The organism is Demetria terragena DSM 11295, from assembly GCF_000376825.1.
GTDB lineage: Bacteria > Actinomycetota > Actinomycetes > Actinomycetales > Dermatophilaceae > Demetria > Demetria terragena.
Genome location: NZ_AQXW01000002.1, coordinates 64,951 through 87,674 on the forward strand (window position 1 = coordinate 64,951; position 22,724 = coordinate 87,674).

At 64.9% G+C, this 22,724-nt stretch carries 23 protein-coding genes; 13 read left to right on the forward strand and 10 right to left on the reverse strand.

Annotation, left to right across the window (positions count from 1 at the left end; all coding sequences use genetic code 11):
- Positions 1–33 precede the first annotated feature (33 nt).
- From F562_RS0101180 to F562_RS0101190, 3 genes are read right to left on the reverse strand one after another with little or no spacing between them, the layout of a single operon-like run.
- The gene (locus F562_RS0101180; RefSeq protein ID WP_018155086.1) at positions 34–678 is read right to left on the reverse strand and encodes an alpha-ketoglutarate-dependent dioxygenase AlkB; all 645 of its coding nucleotides are present in this window, start codon (positions 676–678) and stop codon (positions 34–36) included.
- A gap of 37 nt (positions 679–715) precedes the next feature.
- Positions 716–2,296, reverse strand: a complete 1,581-nt coding sequence (locus F562_RS0101185; RefSeq protein WP_018155087.1) for a phytoene desaturase family protein — start codon at positions 2,294–2,296, stop codon at positions 716–718.
- Positions 2,293–3,327, reverse strand: a complete 1,035-nt coding sequence (locus F562_RS0101190; RefSeq protein ID WP_018155088.1) for a putative sugar O-methyltransferase — start codon at positions 3,325–3,327, stop codon at positions 2,293–2,295. Before F562_RS0101190 ends, F562_RS0101185 begins: the two co-directional genes overlap by 4 nt.
- 126 nt (positions 3,328–3,453) lie before the next feature.
- Between F562_RS0101190 and recO the strand changes: the two genes are divergently transcribed.
- Genes recO through arfB form a run of 4 tightly spaced genes read left to right on the forward strand, consistent with a single transcriptional unit; the run spans position 3,454 to position 6,045 of the window.
- A complete protein-coding gene (gene recO / locus F562_RS0101195) occupies positions 3,454–4,206 on the forward strand; it encodes a DNA repair protein RecO (protein ID WP_018155089.1) in 753 nt (250 codons plus the stop codon).
- Complete coding sequence (locus F562_RS0101200; protein ID WP_018155090.1) at positions 4,203–4,976, forward strand: isoprenyl transferase; 774 nt, start codon at positions 4,203–4,205, stop codon at positions 4,974–4,976. The genes recO and F562_RS0101200 overlap by 4 nt, the downstream gene beginning before the upstream one ends.
- A gap of 34 nt (positions 4,977–5,010) precedes the next feature.
- Positions 5,011–5,601, forward strand: coding sequence for a 1-acyl-sn-glycerol-3-phosphate acyltransferase (locus tag F562_RS0101205; RefSeq protein ID WP_018155091.1), 591 nt, complete (start codon positions 5,011–5,013; stop codon positions 5,599–5,601).
- A gap of 3 nt (positions 5,602–5,604) precedes the next feature.
- Complete coding sequence (gene arfB / locus F562_RS0101210) at positions 5,605–6,045, forward strand: alternative ribosome rescue aminoacyl-tRNA hydrolase ArfB (protein WP_018155092.1); 441 nt, start codon at positions 5,605–5,607, stop codon at positions 6,043–6,045.
- 7 nt (positions 6,046–6,052) lie between these two features.
- Here arfB and F562_RS0101215 read toward each other — a convergent pair whose 3' ends face one another.
- From F562_RS0101215 to F562_RS19950, 5 genes are read right to left on the reverse strand one after another with little or no spacing between them, the layout of a single operon-like run.
- Positions 6,053–6,460, reverse strand: coding sequence for a Fur family transcriptional regulator (locus F562_RS0101215; RefSeq protein WP_018155093.1), 408 nt, complete (start codon positions 6,458–6,460; stop codon positions 6,053–6,055).
- Positions 6,461–6,465: 5 nt separating this feature from the next.
- Positions 6,466–7,455 (reverse strand): metal ABC transporter permease, encoded by a 990-nt coding sequence (locus F562_RS0101220; protein ID WP_018155094.1) that lies wholly within the window; start codon positions 7,453–7,455, stop codon positions 6,466–6,468.
- Entirely contained in the window at positions 7,448–8,260 is an 813-nt protein-coding gene (locus F562_RS0101225; protein ID WP_018155095.1) for a metal ABC transporter ATP-binding protein, read from the reverse strand. The genes F562_RS0101220 and F562_RS0101225 overlap by 8 nt, the downstream gene beginning before the upstream one ends.
- On the reverse strand, positions 8,257–9,216 hold the full coding sequence (locus F562_RS0101230) for a metal ABC transporter substrate-binding protein (RefSeq protein WP_018155096.1): 960 nt from the start codon (positions 9,214–9,216) through the stop codon (positions 8,257–8,259). The genes F562_RS0101225 and F562_RS0101230 overlap by 4 nt, the downstream gene beginning before the upstream one ends.
- A gap of 37 nt (positions 9,217–9,253) precedes the next feature.
- Complete coding sequence (locus F562_RS19950; protein ID WP_156822461.1) at positions 9,254–9,571, reverse strand: DUF6703 family protein; 318 nt, start codon at positions 9,569–9,571, stop codon at positions 9,254–9,256.
- 273 nt (positions 9,572–9,844) lie between these two features.
- Between F562_RS19950 and dusB the strand changes: the two genes are divergently transcribed.
- Positions 9,845–11,062 (forward strand): tRNA dihydrouridine synthase DusB, encoded by a 1,218-nt coding sequence (gene dusB / locus F562_RS0101240; RefSeq protein ID WP_018155098.1) that lies wholly within the window; start codon positions 9,845–9,847, stop codon positions 11,060–11,062.
- A gap of 12 nt (positions 11,063–11,074) precedes the next feature.
- On the opposite strand, the gene F562_RS0101245 is transcribed toward dusB, so the two are convergent.
- Positions 11,075–11,914 (reverse strand): sulfurtransferase, encoded by an 840-nt coding sequence (locus tag F562_RS0101245; protein WP_018155099.1) that lies wholly within the window; start codon positions 11,912–11,914, stop codon positions 11,075–11,077.
- A gap of 33 nt (positions 11,915–11,947) precedes the next feature.
- Complete coding sequence (locus F562_RS0101250) at positions 11,948–12,418, reverse strand: hemerythrin domain-containing protein (protein WP_018155100.1); 471 nt, start codon at positions 12,416–12,418, stop codon at positions 11,948–11,950.
- A gap of 172 nt (positions 12,419–12,590) precedes the next feature.
- Here F562_RS0101250 and F562_RS0101255 point away from each other — a divergent pair, with 172 nt between their 5' ends.
- Genes F562_RS0101255 through F562_RS0101290 form a run of 8 tightly spaced genes read left to right on the forward strand, consistent with a single transcriptional unit; the run spans position 12,591 to position 22,724 of the window.
- Positions 12,591–12,866, forward strand: a complete 276-nt coding sequence (locus F562_RS0101255) for a DUF2277 domain-containing protein (RefSeq protein WP_018155101.1) — start codon at positions 12,591–12,593, stop codon at positions 12,864–12,866.
- Positions 12,866–13,294, forward strand: a complete 429-nt coding sequence (locus F562_RS19955) for a DUF3806 domain-containing protein (RefSeq protein WP_018155102.1) — start codon at positions 12,866–12,868, stop codon at positions 13,292–13,294. Before F562_RS0101255 ends, F562_RS19955 begins: the two co-directional genes overlap by 1 nt.
- Before the next feature lie 31 nt (positions 13,295–13,325).
- Positions 13,326–14,558 (forward strand): deoxyguanosinetriphosphate triphosphohydrolase, encoded by a 1,233-nt coding sequence (locus F562_RS0101265; RefSeq protein WP_018155103.1) that lies wholly within the window; start codon positions 13,326–13,328, stop codon positions 14,556–14,558.
- A gap of 16 nt (positions 14,559–14,574) precedes the next feature.
- A complete protein-coding gene (locus F562_RS0101270) occupies positions 14,575–15,594 on the forward strand; it encodes an NAD(P)H-dependent flavin oxidoreductase (RefSeq protein WP_018155104.1) in 1,020 nt (339 codons plus the stop codon).
- A 26-nt stretch (positions 15,595–15,620) separates the two neighbouring features.
- On the forward strand, positions 15,621–17,519 hold the full coding sequence (gene dnaG / locus F562_RS0101275) for a DNA primase (RefSeq protein ID WP_018155105.1): 1,899 nt from the start codon (positions 15,621–15,623) through the stop codon (positions 17,517–17,519).
- Positions 17,520–17,557: 38 nt separating this feature from the next.
- Positions 17,558–19,636 carry a choline BCCT transporter BetT gene (gene betT, locus F562_RS0101280; RefSeq protein WP_018155106.1) on the forward strand — a complete coding sequence of 693 codons (2,079 nt, stop codon included), beginning with the start codon at positions 17,558–17,560 and terminating at the stop codon, positions 19,634–19,636.
- Between the two features lie 2 nt (positions 19,637–19,638).
- Positions 19,639–21,147 carry an aldehyde dehydrogenase family protein gene (locus F562_RS0101285; RefSeq protein WP_018155107.1) on the forward strand — a complete coding sequence of 503 codons (1,509 nt, stop codon included), beginning with the start codon at positions 19,639–19,641 and terminating at the stop codon, positions 21,145–21,147.
- An 11-nt stretch (positions 21,148–21,158) separates the two neighbouring features.
- Positions 21,159–22,724: a GMC family oxidoreductase gene (locus tag F562_RS0101290; RefSeq protein ID WP_018155108.1), complete on the forward strand. Its 1,566-nt coding sequence runs from the start codon at positions 21,159–21,161 to the stop codon at positions 22,722–22,724.

Here is a 22,724-nt window from a genome sequence, read left to right on the forward strand (position 1 = left end):
AGGCGCGCGGAGTCGCCGTGAAAGGCCAGGGGCTCAGCGCACGCCGTGGGGACGGAACTGGATGCTGATCCTTGGGCCGACCGGCTTGGCGGTCTTGGGAATCGCGTGCTCCCACGTGCGTTGGCAGGAGCCGCCCATCACGACAAGATCGCCGTGGCCCAGATTGAAGCGAAGCGACGCGCCGCCGCCGCGAGGGCGCAGTGCCAGCGTGCGGGGAGCGCCGATCGACACGATGGCCACCATGGTGTTGTGGGTGGCCCCGCGGCCCTCGCGATCGCCATGCCAGGCAACAGAGTCGCGGCCGTCTCGATAGAGGCACATTCCGGCGGTGCGGAATGGCTCGCCGAGTTCGGGTGCGTAGTGCGCGGAGAGCGCGCGACGCGCATCGTTAAGCACCGGGTCTGGCCATGCTTCACGCTCGTCATAGAAACGCAGCAGGCGTGGAGTCTCTACCTCGCGGTCCCACATCACCCGACGCTCGCCTTGCCAGTCCACTCCGGCGCTGCCGCCCAGGCTGAGCCGGGAGAACAGTTTGTCGGCGCCGGTGAGCCAACCAGGGCGCAGGTCGACCCACGCGCCACGGGATAGAGGTGTGCGGTGCACCGAACCGCCGAGTTGGCGCAGGCCGATCTCGTCGACCTGGTCAAGCAGAGACCCTTGCAATGCGTACGACACCATGCGGCAAGTGTAGAACGCGTGTTCGATTAATGGTCGCTTATGGCCGGAGTGTTGCGTGGGATGTTGGCTGCCCCAGGATTTCGAGTGCGGCCTGTGCTGCGTGATATCCGCCCAGCCCGCTGACCCCGCCACCTCGGCGGGATCCAGCGCCGCACAACAGGATTCGCTCATGGTCGGTAGAAACGCCCCACCGTTGGGCGGGGGATTCCATGGGGTCGTCGTCCTCGGCAAAAGGCCAGGACAACGGTCCGTGAAAGATGCTGCCGCCGCTCATGCCGATTGCCTCTTCCAGGTCGAGCGTGGTCTTGGTCTCGACGCATAGATCGCCGTGACCGTCGCGCAACAGGACATCCTCGATGGGTTCGTCCAACACGCTCGACAGCGAGCGCAAGACCCCGCGCTGCAACTCGGCGCGCTGCTCCTCATGGTGATGCTGGTCGATCAGCCGGTGTGGCACTTGGAGCGCAAAAACGGTCAAGGTCTGGGCGCCCGAGGCGCGCAAGTCCGGGGGCAGAATGCTGGGATCGGCTAGCGAGTGACAGTAGATCTCGGCCGGAACCGGGTCCGGGACCCGGCCTTGTGCGGCAGCCCGATACGCCGACTCAAGCTGCTGATAGGTCTCGTTGATATGGAACGTTCCGCCGAACGCCGCCTCCGGCGCCACGTCGGGGTTGCGCAGCCGTGGGAGCCGGGAGAGCAAGAGGTTGACCTTGACCTGGGCGCCTTCAGCCGGTGGTGGGGTCGTCCCGGTCAGGTCGGCGAGCACGCCTGGTGAGGCGCCACAGAGCACCAAGCGTGCCTGCAGTCGATGCTCTTGGTCGCGGTGGGCGTAGCGAATCTCGCCGTCTCCGCTGATCGCCAGGACGCGCGCCCCGGTCACGAGGTGTGCACCAGCGGTTCGGGCCGCGTGTTCGAGCGCGCCAGCAATCTCGCCCATGCCGCCGACCGGGACATCCCAGGCGCCAGTGCCACCGCCCACGACGTGGTAGAGGAAGCAGATGTTGTGCTGCAGGTCCTCCTGATGCGCGTGTGCATAGGTGCTGATCAGGCCATCGGTGAGCACGACCCCGCGCACCACGTCATCCGCGAGGTGGGTCTCGATGGTCTCGCCGAGCGGCCGCTCGATGAACTCCTGCCATACCGCGTCCTCACCAAGCCGCTTTCTCGCCTGGCTACGGGTCATCAACGGCTCGGTAAAGGTCGGCCAGAGCGCCTCCGCGAGGCGCCCAGTGCGCGCGTACAGATCCTCGAACGCGGCATGATCGGCCGTCGCCCCGATCCCCGCGAACGAGGCAGCCGTCGCGGCCTGATCGTGGGTGTCGATCAACAGCCCAGTCGTGGTGTCAGGGCGCGGGGTGTACGACGCAAAACGCCTGCGGCGTAGCTCAACCGTCAAGCCAAGGTCATCCCGGATCTGCTGCGGCATCAGGCTGACGAGATAGGAGTAGCGCGACAGCCGCGCGCCGGTGCCTGGAAAGGCCTCCGCGGAGATCGTGGCACCGCCGAGGTGGTCGTCCTGCTCGAGAACCGTGACGGTGAGTCCCGCGCGCGCGAGGTATGCCGCCGCGGTCAGGGCGTTGTGCCCGCCACCGACGATCGCGACGTCGCACTGGCTCATCGACGTCGGAACACGTTGAGTTGACCGGCGCTCCGCACGACGGGAGCGTCATACTGACCGACTAGATCGAGACCGTGCTTGTCGAACATCTCGATGATCCGCGCCGACGTCACCGGGTCGAGTGCGCCCCAGTCGCCGGCCTTCTTGGCCTTGGGCTTGCCGAGCTTTGAGTTGAGCGAGACGGCGTAGGTGATGCCCTTGCCGCACACCTTCTCGATGTAGTGCTCGACGACCTCCGGCTCCATCTCCTGGAAGGAGAAGGAGTTGACGAACACCTCGAACTCGCCGTCGAGGTCGTCGATCCGGTAGTTGGGCAGCACACCGCTGCACGGCACGGAGATGGGCCCGGGCGCGGCGGTGTCACCGTCGTACACCGTGGGGTTGTCCGCGCCGAGCAGCTCGGTGAGGTAATAGGACGCGACGGTCAGTAGCGGCGGGATGTCGAGGTCGACATAGCGCGCCTCGGGGTCGCGCTGGGTGACGATCTCACCGAGCACGCCGAAGCCGCCTCCGATCTCCAGGAAGCTCTTTGGCGGCGCGTCGACGTGCCGGGACAGCGCCGACAGGCACAGCAGGTAGTTGGCGTAGCCGCGCCCGAACCGGGCGTCGCCACCGCGACCGACGCTGTACGCCTGCGGCGGGGTGCCGATCTTGCTTTCACCGTGCGCGGCGAGGTCGAACGGCCACCGCTCCTGGTCCCAGTTGACCGAGGCGACGTCGTAGTCGCGCTGCGCCTGCTGGGACCCATTGAGCGCAGAGACGAAGAAGTTGCGATTGGCATTGGGGCGCAACTGTGCGGTGACCTGCTCGAACGCCCCCGCCATCGTCGCGTCCGTCCACCGGTCCCCGTAGAGCGGATAGAACCAGATCGAGGAGGACGGCCACGACTTGAACTTGGGCAGTCCCAGCGTCTTCATGTTGTCCAGAAGCTGGTCGACGCCAGGTCCCCAGAAGTTGGTCGGGCGGTAGGTCTCCGGAACAGAGCGCAACTCGGTCAGGCTTCGATCGGTCAGCTCGGCCCAGTCGGCCATCGATCCTCCAGAGGCGGGGTGGGTGGGGTCATCCGGTCGGTGAGACCCAATCTGGCGAATCCATCCTCACACGGCGGTCGGGCGTGGCACGTTACCGAACCGCGCCACGCGGGCGACAATAGCGGCATGGCCATCTATCGAGACGCCGCGATCGTGCTGCGCACCCACAAGCTGGGTGAGGCCGACCGCATCGTCACGGTGCTCTGTCGCAACACCGGCAAGGTGCGTGCGGTGGCCAAGGGCGTGCGTCGTACGACCTCCAAATTCGGGGCTCGACTGGAGCCGGGCATGGTGGTGGATCTGCAGTGCTACCAAGGGCGTTCGCTCGACACCATCACCCAGGCCGCAATGCTGGCGCCCTATGGTGAACAGGTCGCCGCCGACTACGCCGCGTGGACCGCGGCGGTCGCGATGCTCGAGACAGCCGACCAGCTGACCGAGGAGCGGGAAAGTGTTCAACGACAATTCATCCTGCTCGCGGGCGGGTTGGCGGCGCTCGCGGCCGGCGAGCTCGAGCCCACGATGGTTCTCGACTCCTATCTGCTCCGGGCGCTCGCGACCGCAGGCTGGACGCCATCCTTCCGTGACTGCGCCAGCTGCGGTGCGTCCGGACCGCATCGAGGATTTCACGTGGGCAGCGGTGGCGCGGTGTGCTCCGACTGCCGTCCGCCAGGATCCCAAGCGCCGCGACCCGAGACCTTTGAATTGCTCTCTGCGCTGCTTGCTGGTGACTGGACCGTTGCCACGGCCAGCGAAGGCCGCGTGCGTAGCGAAGCGAGCGGCCTCGTCTCGGCCTATGTGCATTGGCACCTGGAGCGAGGGGTCCGGGCACTGCGCCATGTCGACCGGTCAACGCCGCCTTCTACGCTGCTGACATGACGGTCAAGCCTCCACCGCACCCGAGCGGCGTACGCCCGCCTGCGATCCCGAGCGACCTGGTTCCGAAGCACATCGCAGTCGTGATGGATGGCAACGGTCGATGGGCCAATGCGCGGGGGTTGCCCAGGACCAAGGGCCATGAGGCCGGGGAAGCCCAACTGTTGGACGTGGTCGCTGGCGCCATCGAGCTCGGCGTCGGCACCCTGTCGGCCTACATGTTCTCCACGGAAAATTGGAAGCGCTCGCCCGACGAGGTGCGCTTCCTCATGGGATTCAACCGAGATGTGATCCGCCGCCGGGTGGAGCTCTTGAACTCCTGGGGCGTGCGCTGCCGCTGGTCAGGCCAGCGTCCGCGGCTGTGGCGGTCGGTCATCTCCGAGTTGGAGTCCGCTCAGGAAAAGACCAAGAACAACTCGGTGATGACTCTGCAGATGTGTGTGAACTATGGCGGGCGGTCGGAGATCGCCGCTGCCACGCAGCGCATTGCTCGGGAGGCAAAGGCCGGACGCCTCAATCCCGACAAGATCACTGAAAAGACCGTGCAGAAGTACCTCGATTGGCCCGACACTCCTGACGTTGACCTGTTCGTCCGCAGTTCGGGGGAGCAGCGGACCAGCAACTTTTTGCTTTGGCAGTCGGCCTACGCCGAACTGGTCTTCTTGGACACCTTGTGGCCTGACTTCGATCGCCGGCATCTGTGGGAGGCCGTCGAGACCTATGCCAGCCGGGATCGTCGATATGGCGGCGCGATCGACCAGGCCAAGACGTAGGCCATCTGCGGCCGGGCATGGTCTGATATCCCTTATGTTTCGTCGCACCCTTGCTCGCGCGTTCTGGACCCTCAGCCGGTGGAAGCTGGTATCCGAGCCCGCGCCCGACCGTCCCACCGTCCTGATCGGTGCGCCGCATACGTCCAACTGGGACTTCCCGTTGATGCTCGCAATCACCTGGCGACTCGACATGGACGTGCATTGGATGGGCAAGAAGAGCCTGTTCGCCGGGTGGCGTGGTCCCGTGATGAGAGCGCTCGGCGGCATCCCGGTGGATCGGGAGAACCCCGGCAATCTGATCCAAGACACGGTGCGCCGCACCGCCACTGGCGAGGTGTTTGGTTTGGTGATCACCCCGGATGGCACTCGACAGGGACATACCCATTGGAAGTCGGGCTTCTACCGCATCGCCCGAGAAACAGGTATGCCCGTCACGCTGGGATATGTCGACCGGACCACGATGACCACCGGGCTGGGGCCGACGATCGAACTCACTGGCGAGGTGCCGGCCGACATGGATCGGATCCGGGCGTTCTACGCCGACAAGGCGGGATTCGAGCCTTCGCGTCGGGTGGAGCCGAGGCTGAGAGAGGAAATGCCTCGGCTCGCGGACGGAAACCGCTGATCGGTGGATGACCTGGTCGTCCCCTCGGGACCGGGCGCGCCGCGCGGCCTGATCGTGCCTGCTGAGGACCTCACCGAGCGGTTCTCGCGGTCATCGGGCCCGGGCGGGCAAGGCGTAAATACGACCGACTCCAGGGTTCAGCTCAGTCTCGACGTGGCGACTACCTCGGCGCTCACCGACCTGCAACGCGAGCGTGTGCTGCGCCAGCTCGCGGCCCGCCTCACGGGCACCGTCCTCACCGTGACTGCTGAGGAGCACCGATCGCAGCGTCGAAATCGGGCTGCGGCGCGTGACCGCCTGGCGGCCTTGCTGCGTGAGGCGCTCGTACCGCAGACGCCGCGTCGGGCAACCCGACCGACTCGCGGCTCACAGCGTCGCCGACTCGAGGCCAAGCGTCAGAGATCGGTGACCAAGCGTGACCGCCAGCGTCCCGCGGCGGACTGAGGGTTCGTCAATCGTCGGTGGGGCACTTCATGCACACGCCGAAGATCTCCATCTGGTGGGTCACGTCGCGAAAACCGTGCTCGGCACTCACCCTGGTCGCCCATTTTTCCACTGCCGGGCCCTCAACCTCGACGGTACGTCCACAGTTCCGGCAGACCAGGTGATGGTGATGAGACGAGGAGCACCGGCGGTAGACCGCCTCACCCTCGGCTGTGCGCAGCACGTCGACTTCACCGTCCGCGGCCATCGCTTGGAGGGCGCGATAGACCGTCGCTAGGCCCACTGAATTTCCCTGCGAGCGCAGCACGGCGTGCAAATCCTGTGCGGAGGTGAAATCTCCGTGCTCATCGAGTGCTTCGGCAACCGCGACCTGCTGGCGAGTAGGCCGTCGGGTCGAAGTCTCAGGTGCCGTCATACGCGTCATCCCCGGGGTGTCGTCGTGCGGTCGGTCGGGTGTCGATCCCAATGATCAGCGTGTGCTGCATGGCGCTCACCGTCATGAAGATAGTCAACATGATCCCCATGGCGCACTGCCGGGTGGCCGCAATCGCCACCATGCTCATGGGGGTGCTCGTCAGGCGTCTCGTGGCGGGCATTGCTCCACCGTGTCCATAGACCCCCGAGGGCTGCCGCCAGGGTAAAGGCGAGCACGGTCAGCACGACGATCGTCGCGCCCGATGGGGTGTCGGCGTGGTAGGACACAAAGACGCCGCCCACGCTGCAGGCAACGCCAATGACGACGGCGGTACGAAGCGCGGCGCTAAAGCTCCGGGTCAAGAGTTGTGCCGAGGCGTTGGGCACGATCATCAGGGCGCTGATCAGCAACAGTCCGACAATGCGCATAGAGATCACCACGGTGACTGCGGTGAGTACCGCGAGGGTGATGTTGAGTGCCAGCACACGCATTCCGGTCGCGCGGGCGTATTCCTCGTCGCCAGCGACCGCGAACAATCGTGGTCGAAGGACCCAGGTCACGACGACAATCACGAGGGTCAGTGCGGCAAAGGTCCAGATATCGGTGGGGCTGGTGGTGGTGATCGCGCCAAAGAGGTAGGTCTCCAGGTTGCCGGATTGGCCATCGGCAGCACGGCTCAGGAGCACCACACCGATGGCGATGCCCCCGTAAAACATCACCGCGAGCGCGACATCGCCACTGGTGCGGCCGCGCGCCCGCACTAGTTCGACCAGAACGGCGGAGGCGATGGTGAGAATGAGCGCCGTCCAGACCGGTTGGGTTCCGGTGACCACGCCCACGGCCACGCCGGCGAGGGCCACGTGCCCCATGCCATCGCCGATCAACGCCAGGCGGCGCTGCACCAGGAAGATACCCACCAGGGGTGCCGCCAGGCCGACCAAGAACGCCGCGATGATGGCGCGCTGCATGAAGTCGTAGTTGAGGAGGTCAAACATGTCGATCTCCTCTGGCCAGTGGACCTTCGGCAGGAACGATGCCAGTGCTTCGGGGTGTGTCCTCGTGATGGTGGTGATGTCCGCCAAGGATTTGCGCGTGGTGATGCCTGGCGTATGCCGTGGGGACACCGTCAAAGTGGACCCGGCCGCCAGAGAGTTCCACGATCCGGGTCACAACATCGGCAAATGCGGCGAGTTCGTGAGTCACGATCACCATCGTGGTGCCCCGCTCAGCGAGGCGTCGCAACACGTCGGCGAGTACGTGCTGGCTGGCCTCATCGACACCAGCGGTGGGCTCGTCCATCAGCAAGATTTCGGGCTGCGCGGCAAGAGCTCGAGCAATCAGGACGCGCCGCTGTTGGCCGCCAGACAAGGTGCTGACGTCCTCACGGGCCCGATCTGCAAGGCCCACCAGGTCGAGGGCTTCCCGCACGAGGCGACGATCTTCGTCGCGCGGACGGGCCCACCAACGTTGGTGGGGGAGGCGACCCACCAGGGTGACCTCTTCGACCGTGGCGCTCACGGATCCGGACAGCGTGTGCCGCTGCGGGACATAGCCCAGGCGGTGGCGATCTTTGAGGCGGGCCAAGTCGCTCCCGAGGAGCCGCGCCTCACCGCCCAGCTGATCAGTTAGGCCGAGTAGACCACGGACCAGGGTCGACTTGCCTGACCCGTTAGCGCCCAACAACGCGACGACCTCACCCGAGGTGATGGTGAGGTCAACGTCGTGAACGATCTTGCGGTCGGCATACCCGAAGGAGGTTGAACGCAAGGCCAGGACAGGTGTGGAATCAACTGCCGTCACGAACAGGCCTGCCCCTTCTCCAAGGTCTTGATGTTGGCGCGCATAACCTCAAAGTAGTCCGAGCCGGGGGATTTGCTGGTGATTCCCTCAAGAGGGTCCAAGACGGCGGTCTTGGCGCCGCTGGATCGCGCGACAGCTTCTGCGAAGCGTGGCGAGGCGAGCGTCTCGGTATAGATCACCGTGGCTCCGGATTCCTTGGCGAGGGTGCTGATCTTGGTCAACGTCTTGGCGTCAGGTGACTCCTTGGGGGACACCCCCGAGATCGGCACCTGAGTCATCCCCACTCGCTGCGCGAGATACCCGAACGCGGCGTGGCCCGTAATCAGGTCCTGGCGCTTGCAGTTGGCAAGTCGAGTCGTGAGGTCTTTGTTCAGCGAAGTGAGTTTGCTGCCGAACTTCTTGGCGTTGGCTCGGTATTCGGCGGCATGGTCCGGGTCGGCTTTGGCGAGCCGGTCGCCGATGGCTGTGGCGACTTTGGCGTAGCGCACTGGGTCGAGCCAGAAGTGCGGGTCGTTCGGGCCATGGTCGTGGTCTTCTTCGCCGTGGTCGTGGCCCTCGTGATCGCCGCCCTCTGGCGGTGCCGACAGATCCAGTTCGGCACTGGTGCTGACGTCGTACGCGTGATCACTGCCCTGGTTCTTCGCCGCGTCATCGATCGGACCGGCGAATCCCTTGAGATAGACGAAGAGATCCGTCTCGGAGACCTTGGCCACATCCTTCGGGCTGAGTTCGAGATCATGCGGATCGGTGCCGGGCTTGACCAGGTTTGAGGCGGAGACGCGCTTGCCGCCGATCTCGGACACCGCGAACTCCAGCGGGTAGAACGACGTCAGCACCTCCACGGTGTCCCCGCCAGCCTCGCCCGAGGCGCCGTCCGAGTTCGAGGTGTCCGAACCGCAGGCGGTCACGCCCATCAGGAGGGCAGCAGTCAGGGCAGCAGAGACGGGAGGGCGCATGACAACGATTCTCAATCTAGTGATAATCGTTGTCAAATTAGCGCGGGAGTGCGAGAACCAGCGCGAGGACAGCGCTCAGGAGCAGGACTGAAGAGCGCATGAGTCGTTCAAGCGGTCGCAGTCGCGGCCAGGCGAGGTACAGCATCCATCCAAGAAGGAGGGTGATCAGGCCAAAGCAGGCCGCGCCGACGACTCCCCGAAAGATGAGTCCGATCACGGCCAAGATCGCGGTCGCGATCAACGGTGTGCGGGCGGGCCACGACTCCAATCGCTCGACCGCAGCGTGACTGCGGTGCTCGACGAAGGAACGGAGCCGTGTCGTGCGCACAGAGGGTTTTGGGTCGGCAGATGGCACCGGAAAAGACTACCGGCTGGAGAATTGACCAAGTTTTGACCTTTGCGTGAACCCCTATAGAGACACCGCCGCATAGTGTCGTTCTTGTTGCGGGCGACCCCTTCCAGTCCTCCCCCTGCCCGCAACCGGTAGTCGTCACGGCGCACCTGCGGTGGCGTACTCGGTGTCTCCTTCCACCGAGTACGCGACGGGACACCTCGGGTGTGCCGTGACGTACGCCTAGGGGGTGAGCGATTCGAAACTGGCCGATTCATGCGGGAGAATGGGGAGGCCATGACTGAACTTCTCACTCCCACAGCCCACCCAGTGCTGCCACCGCTGCAGATCGGACGGCACACCATTTCCTCCCCGGTGGTGCTGGCGCCGATGGCTGGGATCACAAACCGAGCGTTCCGGCGGCTCTGCCGCCAGTACGGCGCTCAGGGTGCGCCCGCAGACGGCGGCGCCGCTCCTTCCGGAGCGACCTCGCTGTATGTCAGCGAGATGATCACCTCTCGGGCCCTTGTGGAGCGCACGCCGGTGACGATGCAGTTGATCGAACACGACCCCGACGAGGCGCCCCGGTCGATCCAGCTGTACAGCGTGGATCCGGTCACGGCAGGGCGTGCAGTGCACATCCTGGCGAGCGAAAACCGCTGTGACCACATCGATCTCAACTTCGGTTGCCCAGTCCCCAAAGTCACTCGAAAGGGTGGAGGGGGAGCCCTGCCGTGGAAGTCTGAACTGTTCCGCAGCATCGTGTCGACCGCTGTTCGCGCGGCCGCACCGTACGACATCCCGGTCACCGTCAAGATGCGCAAGGGCATCGACGACCGCCACCTGACTTTTTTGGAGGCTGGGCGCATCGCCGAGGGTGAGGGCGCCGCGGCCGTCGCGCTCCACGGTCGTACCGTCGCGCAGTCCTATTCGGGTCAGGCGGACTGGAGCGCGATTCGAGACTTGAAGCAGGCGGTGACCAGCATTCCGGTGCTGGGAAACGGTGATATTTGGTCCGCCGAGGATGCCGTGCGAATGGTGCACGAAACCGGGTGCGACGGTGTGGTGGTCGGGCGTGGGTGCCTCGGTCGCCCGTGGCTCTTCACCGATCTCGCCGCAGCATTCGCTGGCTCCGACCTGCGGGTGCGCCCGACCTTGGGGGAGGTATGCGAGACCCTCCGGCGACATGCCGCATACCTCACGGAGTTCCACGGTTCCGAGGAAAAAGGGTGCCGCGACATCCGCAAGCACATCTCTTGGTACCTCAAAGGATTCCGAGTCGGCTCGCACGTACGGTCAAGCTTGGCAACGGTCGTCTCGCTGTCCTCGCTCGATGACCTGGTAGCCACCTTGGACCTGGACCAGGACTGGCCCGCAGATGCCGACGGCCCGCGTGGCCGCGCTGGGTCTGAGCGGCGCGTAGTGCTTCCCGAAGGCTGGCTCGATTCGCGTGAACTCGATGGCGTCGGCGCGGACGCCATCGCAGCCGCCGAGCTGTCCGTCTCGGGCGGCTGAGACCGCTCGGCCTCAGGTCGCGATCGGCCGCTCGGGGTCAGTGATCCAGTGCGACCAGGACCCGACGTACACAGCGGGCTCGGCTCCGACCTGCGCGGCTTCGATCGCCAGCGCGGTATGCATCGCTTGGACCCCGGACCCGCAATAGACCCCGACGGGCGCGCCGGGCCGGACGCCGACCCGGGTGAGGTGGACGGCCAGATCATCCGCGGGCAGAAACCGTCCGTCCTCTTGCAGGTTGTTCAACGCGGGCGCACTGACGGCTCCAGGGATGTGACCTGCGATGGGATCGATCGTCTCCTGACGTCCGTGGAATCGAGGGGCGGGCCGAGCATCGAGCAGCACATGGCGGTCGGCGTAGTCGGCTGCGTCTTCGGCACTCAGGACCTGCCGATGCGGCGGCGTGGCCACGAAATCGCCCGGAGTCGGAATGACCGGGTCGTGATTGGTGGGTAGGCCCAACGCCAGCCATCGCCGCATTCCACCGTCGAGGACCTGGACCGCCTCATGCCCGGCATGCTTGAGCAACCACCACAGCCGAGCTGCCGACAGGCTGTTCTCGCGGTCATAGACCACGACATGGGAGTCGTTGCGCACCCCGGCCGCCCGCAGCGCTGCGGTGAAGGCGGCAACCTCCGGCATCGGGTGTCTTCCCTGCTCACCAGGCAGGCCGGAGAGCGCGCCCTCAAACTCCACCCACGCGGCGCCCGGAAGGTGCTCGCGGTCGTACGCCGCGCGCTGAGATTCCGAGCCCAGGCTCCAACTGACATCCAGCAACACGGGCGGCGCCGCCGAATTGCGGGCTCGCTGCAGGTGCTCGGCGCTGATCAACGGTCCGTCTGGGCGGCGCATACCCCGAGCGTAGGGCGAAACGGGGATCGGCGACTAGAGCGGCCCTAGGACATCGCGCACGCCATCCTGCAGTTCAAGACTTTCAAGTACCTGTAAGAGCTGTCGTTCTTCGTAGCGGAAGTGAGTCTCCATTACCGCGGCAACCCCCTCCAGATGTATCGCGAGTTCGGTCGCCGGCGCTGATCGGTCGACGGCCGCAGCGAGCCCCCCGAGGAGGTGGCCGATCATCGAATGGTCCTGGGTCAGAGATCGCAGCACCGGGCCCAGGTGCGGATGCGCTGCCTCGATCGCGGGGAACAAGACCCGGTCTTCGCCGCGATGGTGGCCGTCGAGTGCCGTGCAGAATCCGTGGCAGTACAGCAGCAGATCCCGTGTCGCGTCGTCGGATGGGCCGCCGTCGCTGACGGCTTCTTGAGCGACGGCCAGGGCATCGCGCAGCCGTTGGTGCACTCGGCGTAGTTCGGTGCTCCAGGCCATCAGCCTGGTCATCTCGCGCTCAGTCACGCGACGACGAAGGAAGCGATGAAACCATCGTCAGTCCTTTGGGTTCGACGCCTCCATGCTTGACACGACCTGTCACCAGCACGCGACGTTGCCCGCGATGCTACCGCTGTCGTTGGCCCTGTCAAAGACAGCGGGCATAGGGATTCGCGGGTGGATGTGCCAGGCTTGCGGTATGTGCCGCAACATCAGACAACTCCACAACTTCGAGCCAGCAGCAACACCTGATGAGGTCGAAGCCGCCGCGATTCAGTACGTCCGCAAGGTCAGCGGGTCTACCAAACCGTCGCAGGCTAACCAGGAAGCTTTTGACCGTGCGGTTGAAGCGGTGACCGCTGCGACGCGCAAGTTGATCGATTCGCTGGTCACCAAAGCGCCGCCGAAGGACCGTGAGGTCGAGGCCGCCAAGGCTAAGGCCCGCGCCGCCAAGCGTTATGCCAACGCCGGCTGATGGCGGATTCCTCGGCTGATTTCACCATCTCAGCTCCCGAGGCTGACCAGCAGCGTGTGTTGCAGGAATGGCTCGATGACGCCGCCCAACAGGGCATTGACGTCGGTGATGTCATGTCCATCAGCCGTGCCTTCGACGGTTATGTCGAACAGACGGTGCAGACCAAGGCCGCTGAGCGAGGCGACCCCACCACGTTCTGCACGATGATCGGGTTTGCGATGGGGGAGCATCTCCGTCAGCGCAGCAGTTTGGAATGGCGCGTGGTGACCGATTCCCAAGGCACCGACCTGGCGTTGACCACGCCGGACGAGAGCGCGGTGTTGTTCCCGAGCGACCCAGTCGCCGCGGCCTGGGAGGTTGCCGAGGTCGGTTGGATACCGCAATGGGTGGAGAACCTGCTGGTCGGCTTGACGGACTCTCCCGCATGAGGCGCCCGGCGCGCCTGCTCCCGATGCCTCGATGAACGGCTACGACGCAACGTCGCGCGAGCGATGGGTACCTGAATCAGGAGACAGTCGGTTGCGGGGCGATTTTGCCCGTGACCGAGCACGACTGCTGCACTCGGCGGCCCTGCGCCGTCTCGGGCAGAAAACCCAGATGCATCAGCCGACCCGAGATGACTTCGTCCGCAACCGCCTGACGCACTCGCTGGAAGTCGCGCAGATCGGACGCGAGTTTGGTGCCGCTCTGGGGTGTGACGCCGATGTCGTGGACACCGCCTGCCTTGCGCATGACCTGGGTCATCCGCCGTTCGGGCACAACGGTGAGGCCGCACTGAATCGGCTGTCAGATCAGATCGGTGGCTTCGAAGGCAACGCCCAGACACTGCGCCTGCTATCTCGCCTGGAGGCCAAGCGAACCCATGATGATGGTCGGCCAGCGGGCCTAAACCTGACGCGCGCCGTGCTCGACGCCTCCATGAAGTACCCGTGGGGTCGCGGTGAAATCGACTCCAGTTCAAAGAAATTCGGGTTCTACGAGGTTGACCGTGAGGCCTTCACCTGGGTACGCCGAGGTGCTCCGCCAGATCACGTCGACCGGCCGTGCCTGGAGGCCCAGGTCATGGACTGGGCCGACGACGTGGCCTACTCGGTGCACGATGTCGAGGATGCGATTGCCTCTGGCATCTTGGATCCACGAGTGCTGCGTGATCCCGATACCGTCCGCACGATCGCCCAGGCGGCACGCTCCTGGTACGGCTCGGATCAAGACGAGAATGAGCTCATGGAGGCCCTGGATCAGGCGCTCGTCGCGGGACGGATGCCCGCTACCCACGACGGCACCCGTAGCAGCCTCGCCGCCCTGAAGGATGCGACAAGTCGCTTCATTGGCCACTTCGTGCGCCAAGCCCACGACGCTACGCGGGAGCGCTTCGGCACTGGCCCGCTGACCCGCTTTGAGGCCGACGTCGTAATTCCTCCGATGGTGCGTGCAGAGTGCCTGATGTTGAAGTCGGTGAGCGCACGATTTGTGCTCATGGACGAGCAGCGTGGGTCGCTCCTCGGCCACCAGCGGGGCATCTTGGACGCGCTATACGCGGTCTATCTCGCGCATCCTGACCGGCTCGACCCGTTGTACTTGCAGGATTTCCAGGACGCCGCCGACGACAGCGCTCGCGAGCGCGTTGTCATCGATCAGATTGCCTCGCTCACCGATGGTCGGGCCCTCGTTCTGGCTGAACGCTGGACCTGAGTTCTAGGGTCACACCATGGATTTCCGACGTCTCACCAGTCCGATTATGGCCGCGCCGATGGCCGGAGGTCCCTCAACACCGGAGCTCGTGGCCGCGGTGTGCCAGGCGGGTGGTTACGGCTACCTCGCGGCGGCGTACAAGTCGGTCGACGCTGTCAGAGAACAGATCCAGGCGACCCGTGCGCTGACGGCAAAGCCCTTTGGTGTCAACGTTTTTGTCCCCGCGGTGCTGGACTCCGTACGCCAGTCCGCGGCCGTACGCGCCTATGCCGAACGCCTCGAGTCCTACGCCGTGAAGTGGGACGTCACCATGCCCGAGCCCTGGTGGGCCGACACAGACAGCTTCGCCGAGAAGATCGATCTGTTGGTGGCCGACCCGGTCGATGGAGTGTCGTTCACCTTCGGTCTGCCGGGACGATCGGTGATTGATCGTCTGCACGCGGTTGGAACATCGGTCACGATCACGGTGACGGACCTCGCCGAGGCCCGGGCCGCGGTGGCGCAAGGGGCCGACGTGCTGTGTGCGCAGGGCTGTGAGGCTGGCGGACACCGCAGCACCCATCAGGTGGAGGCGCGACCCAACGAGATGACCACCCTGGCCCTGGTGCAGGCGCTGCACAGTGAATTTTCCTGCCCGCTGATCGCTGCCGGGGGAATCACTAGCGCCGAGGAAGTAGTGGCGGTATGCCGCGCCGGGGCGGCCGCTGCACAGGTCGGCACTATGTTCCTGTTGACCGACCAGGCCGGAACGAGTGCGGCGCATCGTGCTGGCCTGCAGGATCCCGATCTGAGTGAACTCGTGGTCACCCGGGCGTTCTCGGGCCGGCCGGCCCGAGGCCTGAGGAACGCTTTTGTCGCTGCCGAGGATGCTCATGCTCCGTCGGTCTTCCCGGTGGTCGACCAGTTGACTAAGCCACTTCGGGCCGCAGCCGCCAGCCGCGGCGACCACCAACACGTCAGTTTGTGGGCCGGGAACGGGTGGCGCCGGGCAGCGGTTGGGTCGGCGGCCGCAGTCGTCGGGGACCTGACTCCCTAGACTCGCACCGTCGAGAGGAGGCTCCCATGGCTGGACTAATCAAGGCTGAAGACATTGCGCTGGTCAAGGAGCGCGCATCTCTTGAGGACGTCGTACGCGAGCACGTGACGTTGCGGGCTGCCGGCCCCGGCTCACTCAAGGGCCTCTGCCCCTTCCACGATGAGAAGAGCCCATCGTTCAACATCAGGCCCGCCGTCGGCGCGTATCACTGCTTCGGGTGTGGCGAGGGCGGCGATGTCATCGAGTTCGTGATGAAGGTCGAGCATCTGTCCTTCTCGGAGGCCGTCGAGAGACTGGCGGCCAAGGTCGGACTCGAGCTTCATTACGAGGATGGTCAACGTCCGCGGGAAGAGTCCCTTGGCCGACGTTCCCGGCTCATCGAAGCGCATCGGGTCGCGGAGGAGTTCTACGCCGAGCAGTTGCTTGCTCCAGGTGAGGCGCGTACCGCACGAGATTTCCTGCGGGGCAAGGGTTTTGACGGCAAAGCGGCGCAGGCATTCGGTGTCGGCTATGCCCCGCGAGGCATGGATGTCCTCGCGGCACACCTTCGCGACAAAGGTTTCAGCGCGGACGAGATGGTGACCTCAGGGTTGGCAGGTCGCAGCCAACGGGGGAGCCTCTACGACCGCTTCCGGGGACGGGTGGTGTGGCCGATTCGCGACATCACCGGCGACACGGTCGGCTTCGGTGCGCGACGACTCTTTGAGGATGACCGCATCGAGGCGAAGTACCTCAATACGTCCGAGACGCCGATCTATAAGAAGACCCACGTGCTGTACGGCCTCGATCTGGCCAAGCGCGATATGGCGCGGGATCGCAAGGCCGTGGTGGTGGAGGGCTATACCGACGTGATGGCATGCCACCTTGCTGGCGTCCCTTACGCCGTGGCGACGTGTGGCACGGCCTTTGGCATCGATCACATCAAGTTGCTGCGGCGAATTCTGCGGGACGAAGCCGATCGAGAGCCAGCGCGCGTCGTCTTTACCTTCGATGGCGACGCGGCCGGACAGAAGGCCGCAATGAAGGCCTTTGGCGAAGATCAACAATGGGCATCGCAGTCCTTTGTTGCGGTGGCACCCGGAGGGCAAGATCCGTGCGACCTGCGGCTGAGCGCTGGTGACGCGGCGGTCAAGAACCTGGTCGACGAGGCCGTGCCAATGTTTGAGTTCGCGGTCCGAACCACGCTTGATCGCTTTGACCTGGACCGGCCTGAAGGCCGGGTGCAGGCGATGCGGGCGGTCGCACCCATCATCAGCAGCATCCGTGATCGTTCGCTGCGCCCTGAATACGCCCGCAGTGTTGCGGGATGGCTTGGCGTCGATGTCGACCAGCTGTCCCGGGAGATCGCGCGCGCTCCACGATCCACCGCTCGGGCGGGCACACCTGAGAAGAACAGTCCCGGTCCGGATTCGGGTGCTGAGCAGGCGAGCGGGGCGTCCACCTACCCGGCTCCTGATCTGCGCGACCCCATCGTGCTTCTCGAACGTCAGATGCTGCAGGTCCTACTTCAGCACCCGGCAGCAGTGGGCGATCAGTGGAAAGCACTTGAATCCGAAGGGTTTTCAGCACCTGCACTGCGCGCGGTCCTGGATGCGGTCGCCGCCGCCGGTGGGCCATCCGCAGCACAGTCCTCAGGGGCTTGGACCGCGGCCGTTGCGACGGCAGCGCCAGAGGCCGTCCGAGGTCTGGTGCGTGAGCTGGCTGTGGCTCCGATTCCTGCGACGCTCGACGACACGGGTCGGCCAGACCAGCGCTACGTCGACTCGCTGGTGCGTCGCGTACAGGAGATGCTGCTGACCCGGCGCATCGGCGACACCATGAGCGCACTCCGCCGGCACGCGGACGATGAGGCCGCAGCGCGGGCAGCTTCCGTCGAGCTCACCCGGCTGCAGCGTGAACTTGCGAACTTGCGGGCCCAGTACTAACGGCGTGACTTCCGCCGGGGACGGTTAATGTCGTCTCTATGAGCACACCGAGCACGGCTGATGAATCTCAGGTGGGGACCACCGACACCAAGCCAGAGATCAACTGGATGGTGTTTGGCGTCTCGGCCGGCCTCGTGCTGGTCTTCGCCGTCGTCACGCTCGCCATGCCGACTCAGGCCGCCGCAGCCATCGCCAATGTGGTGACCTGGATTACCGACTGGTTCGGGTGGTGGTATTTCGCGCTGGCCGCGGTGTTCGTCATCTTCGTCCTCGTCGTCGCGCTGTCGCGGTTCGGCAGTTACCGACTCGGACCAGAGGAGTCGCGGCCCGAATACAACCTGTTCACCTGGACCGCGATGCTCTTCGCCGCGGGTATCGGTATCGACTTGATGTTCTTCTCGGTGGCTGAACCGGTGAGTCACTGGCTGGAGCCGCCAGTCGGCAAGGGACAGACCAACGATGCGGCTCGCGAGGCCGTCGAATGGACGCTCTTTCACTACGGCATTACCGGTTGGGCGATGTATGCCCTCATGGGAATGGCGCTGGCGTACTTTGCTTTTCGGCACAACATGCCCTTGGCAATCCGATCCGCCCTGGCGCCGGTCTTCGGTCGCCGCGTCGAGGGCCGCTTCGGTGATGTCGTCGACATCGCGGCCGTGCTCGGTACGATCTTCGGTATTGCGACCTCGCTGGGGATCGGCATTGTCCAGCTCAACTACGGGCTCAACGTCATGTTCGACATCCCGACGGGCAAGGCCGCGCAGATCGGGCTGATCGTATTGTCCGTCGTGCTGGGCACCATCTCGGCCACGACCGGGATCGACAAAGGTATCCGTCGGCTATCCGAACTGAACGTGCTCCTGTCGCTCGCGTTGCTGCTGTGGGTGCTCTTCAGTGGCAACACGACGTTCCTGCTCAACGGCCTGGTAATGAACACCGGCGACTACCTGTCTGGTTTCCCCAGCATGGCGATGGACACCATGGCCTGGGATGCGCCGGTCGACTGGATCAACGGCTGGACCCTGTTCTTCTGGGCCTGGTGGATCGCGTGGGCGCCCTTCGTCGGGCTCTTCCTCGCACGCATCTCCCGGGGGCGCACGATCCGACAGTTCGTCCTCGGCGTGCTGAGCATCCCGTTCTTGTTCATCCTGTTGTGGGTCTCGATCTTCGGCAACAGTGCTCTCACCACGGCACGGGACGACAAGACGTTCGCTGATGCCACCTACAACACCCCCGAGGTCGGTTTCTATACGCTGCTCGAGACCTATCCGTGGGCACCGCTGGTCGTCGGCGTGGCCACGCTGACGGGTCTGCTGTTCTATGTGACCAGTGCCGATTCAGGTGCCCTGGTCATGGGCAACTTCACGTCGCGGTTGACGCACCCGATGCAGGACTGCTCCAAGGGCGTACGCGTCTTCTGGTCAGTGGCCATCGGCGTCCTGACCCTGAGCATGCTCTTTGCCGGAGGCGACGCCGGATCGATCGTCACCCTGCAGAACGCGACCATCATCATGGGTCTGCCATTCTCGTTCGTGCTGGCGCTCGTCATGTTCGGAATGTGGCGCAAGTTGCGGCAGGAGTCCTTCAAGACCGATGCCTTGCGTCCTTCTCTTCGTGCCGCACTCGCATCCGGTCGGATGCAGGACAGCCCAGACTGGAAGCAGCGTCTGGCGCGCCTGGCGGTCTTCCCTGGGGCTAAGGCCACCCAGCGGTTCCTTGATGAACGAGTCGAGCCTGCACTGGAATCGGTGGCCGCCGAACTGGCGACGACTGACATGCCGGCTGTCGTCGGTCGCACCTCGGAGCCTGGGTCTGACCTGGACTCCGTAGAACTGCGGATTGATCTCGGTGGTGAAGGTGACTTCCGCTATCGCGTCACGCCGATCGCGGCGCCGACCCCGTCCTTCGCGACATACCGGGCTGGGGAATCCGTTGACCGGTACTACCGTTGCGAGGTGTGCCTGAACGAGGGCAGTGAGGGTTACCACATCAACGGCTACACGCGGGAGCAAATCATCGGGGACGTGCTGGATCAGTACGAAATGCACCTGTCCTACCTGCATGCCTACCAGCAGCACGTCGACCACAACACTGAAGAGTCCGAGGAGACGGTGTGAGTATGTCCAGTCCGCACAGCTTGTTCATCAACGGCGAGTGGGTGGCCGCAGCGGATGGCGGCACTCGTGAGATCCGTTGTCCCGCAGACGGAACGCTCGTGGCAACTGTCTCGGAGGGGACTGCCGTTGACACCGAACGCGCCATCGCTGCCGCTCGGGCGGCGCACGACTCCGGAGTCTGGTCCGCTGTCCCTGCGGCGACTCGCGGCGCGCTCGTCATCGAGGTTGCTCGCATCATTCGGGAGCGACGGGACGAATTCGCGAAGGCGGAGACCCTCGACACGGGTAAGCGTCCGATGGAGTCCGAGGTCGACATGGACGACATCGCCAACTGCTTCGACTACTTCGGCCGCCTTGCCGGGCAGGACAGCGGCCGAGTGGTCGATGCGGGAAGCCCGGACGTGGCCTCGCGCATCGTGCACGAACCTGTCGGGGTATGTGCGCTCATCACGCCCTGGAACTATCCCCTTCTGCAGGCGGCGTGGAAGGTCGCACCGGCGCTGGTTGCCGGAAATACCTTTGTGCTCAAGCCTTCTGAGCTGACACCGCACACTTCCATGCTGCTGATGGAGGCGCTCGCGGCAGCCGGTCTTCCTGCTGGGGTGGGCAACCTGATCTTGGGTGCTGGTGCCTCGGCGGGCGCGCCCCTGTCGGAGCATCCCGACGTCGACATGGTGTCGTTCACGGGTGGTCTGGAGACCGGGCGTCGAATCGGCGCAACGGCCATGGCCACCGTCAAAAAGGTCGCGCTGGAGCTCGGCGGCAAGAACCCCAATGTGGTCTTCGCCGACGCCTGTGACACCGACGATCGGTTTGATGCAGCAGTCGACAACGCCCTCAACGCGGCCTTCCTACACTCGGGTCAGGTGTGTTCGGCCGGCGCGCGCTTGGTGATCGAGGAGTCGGTTAAGGACCGCTTCGTCGACGAGCTGGTACGCCGCGCGCAGGCCATCATGGTGGGCCTGCCTTACGACGCGGCCACCGAGACTGGCCCATTGATCTCGGCCGACCATCGGGACAAGGTGCATGCCTATGTGCAGCGCGCGGTCGAGCAGGGCGCAACGTTGCGGTGTGGCGGTGAGTTCGGTTCCGGTGACCTGGGGGCGGGCAGCCTCGACGAGGGATGGTTTTACCTCCCGACCGTTCTGGACAACGTCACCCGCGACATGGATTGCGCGCACGACGAGGCCTTTGGTCCGACCGTCACCGTGGAGACCTTCACCACCGAGGATGAGGCAGTAGGTATCGCCAACGACACGGTCTACGGGCTGGCTGGCGCCGTGTGGAGCGGTGACAGCGCCCGCGCTCAGCGGGTTGCTGCGCGGCTGCGGCATGGGACGGTCTGGATCAACGAATTCGGGCCGTACCTCCCGCAGGCCGAATGGGGTGGCTTCGGGTACTCCGGCTTCGGGCGCGAGCTGGGACCAACCGGTCTGGCCGAGTACCAAGAGCACAAGCATGTTTATGAGAATCTGCGTCCGGCTGTCACCGGTTGGTTCGCTCAGCGTTGAGAGGAGATCCGTTGACTCACCACACTTTTGACTACGTCATCGTTGGGGGCGGCTCCGCGGGCGCAGCCGTTGCGGCCCGCCTGTCCGAGGACCCCGGCGTGACGGTGGCGCTTCTAGAGGCTGGGCCCACCGATGTCGATAAAGACGTCATCCTCCAACTGAACCGATGGATGGAGTTGCTCGAGTCCGGATATGACTGGGATTACCCGATCGAGCCGCAGGAGAACGGAAACTCCTTCATGCGGCATGCGCGGGCCAAGGTGCTCGGCGGCTGCTCATCGCATAACTCGTGCATCGCGTTCTGGCCACCTGTCGAGGACCTGGACGGCTGGGAGAGCGAACACGGTTGCCAGGGTTGGGGATCCGAGCACACCCTTCCCTTGGTCAAGCGCCTAGAGACGAATGCGGACGGTGGGGAGAACCACGGCTCCGACGGACCGGTTCACCTGATGACTATTCCGCCACACGACCCGTGCGGCGTAGCCCTGCTCGATGCGTGTGAGCAGGCAGGGCTCCCGCGGGCGACCTTTAACACGGGAACCACCGTGGTCAACGGTGCCAACTTCTTTCAGGTCAACCGCAAGGCCGACGGCACCCGGTCATCCTCCTCGGTCAGTTACTTGCACCCCATTCTGGAGCGCGAGAACCTCACTGTTCTTACCGACTCGTGGGCCCGTGAGCTGACTTTCGATGAGTCCGGCGAGCAGCCGCGGTGCACCGGAGTATCGGTGGTAGACAACGCTTTTGGGAAGGCCCGGACGATCTCGGCCACACGGGAGGTGGTGGTCTCGTGTGGGGCGATCGACACCCCGAAGTTGTTGATGTTGTCAGGGATTGGTCCACGTGAGCATCTCCGCGAAGTCGGCGTGGACGTACGCGTAGACGCGCCGGGAGTGGGAGAACACCTGCAGGATCACCCCGAGGGCGTGATCCAGTGGGAGGCTACTCAGCCGATGATCACCGAGGGCTACCAATGGTGGGAGATTGGAGTCTTCGCCACGACTACTGACGGTTTGGACCGGCCAGACCTGATGATGCACTACGGGGCAGTGCCCTTTGACATGCACACGGTGCGCCAGGGTTACCCGACCAGTGATAACGCATTCTGCTTGACTCCGAACGTGACTCACGCGCGCTCGCGCGGCACGGTTCGGTTGCGCTCCCGCGACTTTCGCGACAAGCCCAAGGTCGACCCGCGTTACTTCACGGATGCCGAGGGCCACGACATGCGGGTGATGATCGCTGGTATCCGTAAGGCTCGCGAGATCGTGTCGCAGCCGGCGCTCGCGCAGTGGCGAGGGCGTGAGCTCTACCCCGGCGAGGAGACGCAGACCGATGAGGAACTCGCGGATTATGTGCGGCGCACGCACAACACCGTCTATCACCCGGTCGGCACGGTGCGCATGGGCGCGGCAGACGATGACCAGTCACCGTTGGACCCGCAACTGCGTGTCAAGGGCGTGGTAGGCCTCCGTGTCGCGGACGCCTCGGTGTTCCCCGAGCACACGACAGTCAACCCCAACATCACGGTGATGATGGTGGGGGAGAAGTGCGCCGACCTGATCCGAGGGACCTGA

Bases quoted from the DNA above. Each gene is read 5' to 3' on its own strand.
- F562_RS0101270 (WP_018155104.1), top strand. From the start codon at position 14,575: ATGGATTTCCGACGTCTCACCAGTCCGATTATGGCCGCGCCGATGGCC.
- F562_RS0101255 (WP_018155101.1), top strand. From the start codon at position 12,591: ATGTGCCGCAACATCAGACAACTCCACAACTTCGAGCCAGCAGCAACA.
- F562_RS0101220 (WP_018155094.1), bottom strand. From the start codon at position 7,455: ATGTTTGACCTCCTCAACTACGACTTCATGCAGCGCGCCATCATCGCG.
- F562_RS0101285 (WP_018155107.1), top strand. From the start codon at position 19,639: ATGTCCAGTCCGCACAGCTTGTTCATCAACGGCGAGTGGGTGGCCGCA.
- F562_RS0101230 (WP_018155096.1), bottom strand. From the start codon at position 9,216: ATGCGCCCTCCCGTCTCTGCTGCCCTGACTGCTGCCCTCCTGATGGGC.
- recO (WP_018155089.1), top strand. From the start codon at position 3,454: ATGGCCATCTATCGAGACGCCGCGATCGTGCTGCGCACCCACAAGCTG.
- F562_RS0101190 (WP_018155088.1), bottom strand. From the start codon at position 3,327: ATGGCCGACTGGGCCGAGCTGACCGATCGAAGCCTGACCGAGTTGCGC.
- F562_RS19955 (WP_018155102.1), top strand. From the start codon at position 12,866: ATGGCGGATTCCTCGGCTGATTTCACCATCTCAGCTCCCGAGGCTGAC.
- F562_RS0101185 (WP_018155087.1), bottom strand. From the start codon at position 2,296: ATGAGCCAGTGCGACGTCGCGATCGTCGGTGGCGGGCACAACGCCCTG.
- F562_RS0101215 (WP_018155093.1), bottom strand. From the start codon at position 6,460: ATGACGGCACCTGAGACTTCGACCCGACGGCCTACTCGCCAGCAGGTC.
- F562_RS0101180 (WP_018155086.1), bottom strand. From the start codon at position 678: ATGGTGTCGTACGCATTGCAAGGGTCTCTGCTTGACCAGGTCGACGAG.
- dusB (WP_018155098.1), top strand. From the start codon at position 9,845: ATGACTGAACTTCTCACTCCCACAGCCCACCCAGTGCTGCCACCGCTG.
- F562_RS0101265 (WP_018155103.1), top strand. From the start codon at position 13,326: ATGAACGGCTACGACGCAACGTCGCGCGAGCGATGGGTACCTGAATCA.
- F562_RS0101205 (WP_018155091.1), top strand. From the start codon at position 5,011: ATGTTTCGTCGCACCCTTGCTCGCGCGTTCTGGACCCTCAGCCGGTGG.
- betT (WP_018155106.1), top strand. From the start codon at position 17,558: ATGAGCACACCGAGCACGGCTGATGAATCTCAGGTGGGGACCACCGAC.
- F562_RS0101200 (WP_018155090.1), top strand. From the start codon at position 4,203: ATGACGGTCAAGCCTCCACCGCACCCGAGCGGCGTACGCCCGCCTGCG.
- F562_RS0101245 (WP_018155099.1), bottom strand. From the start codon at position 11,914: ATGCGCCGCCCAGACGGACCGTTGATCAGCGCCGAGCACCTGCAGCGA.
- dnaG (WP_018155105.1), top strand. From the start codon at position 15,621: ATGGCTGGACTAATCAAGGCTGAAGACATTGCGCTGGTCAAGGAGCGC.